Source organism: Stenotrophomonas sp. SrG, assembly GCF_050031795.1.
Lineage (GTDB): Bacteria > Pseudomonadota > Gammaproteobacteria > Xanthomonadales > Xanthomonadaceae > Stenotrophomonas > Stenotrophomonas rhizophila_A.
The window spans coordinates 1-236 of record NZ_JBNBBE010001283.1 but is presented as its reverse complement, the minus strand read 5'-3'; the positions used below and the strand labels follow the sequence as shown (position 1 = coordinate 236).

Sequence of the window (236 nt, the reverse complement as noted above, 5' to 3'; positions counted from 1 at the left end):
CGATTCCCGCCGACGCCGTCAACTGCGTCTCCGCCCGGAGCGGCGTGCGGATCAGCGCCGCGATCTCCGTCGCCACCGTCATCCCGCCCTTGGGCACCGTCACATCCAGGTACGCCTCATCCAGCGACAACGGCTCCACCAGATCCGTATGCCGCAGGAAAATCGCCCGCACCTGCCGCGACACCGCCTTGTAGCGCACGACATCCGGCGGCACGAACACCGCATCCGGGCACAAC

At 68.2% G+C, this 236-nt stretch carries 1 pseudogene; it reads right to left on the bottom strand.

The window, feature by feature from the left end:
• A pseudogene (locus tag ACQG3P_RS23555) lies at nt 1–236 on the bottom strand (DNA polymerase IV); the annotation flags it as partial.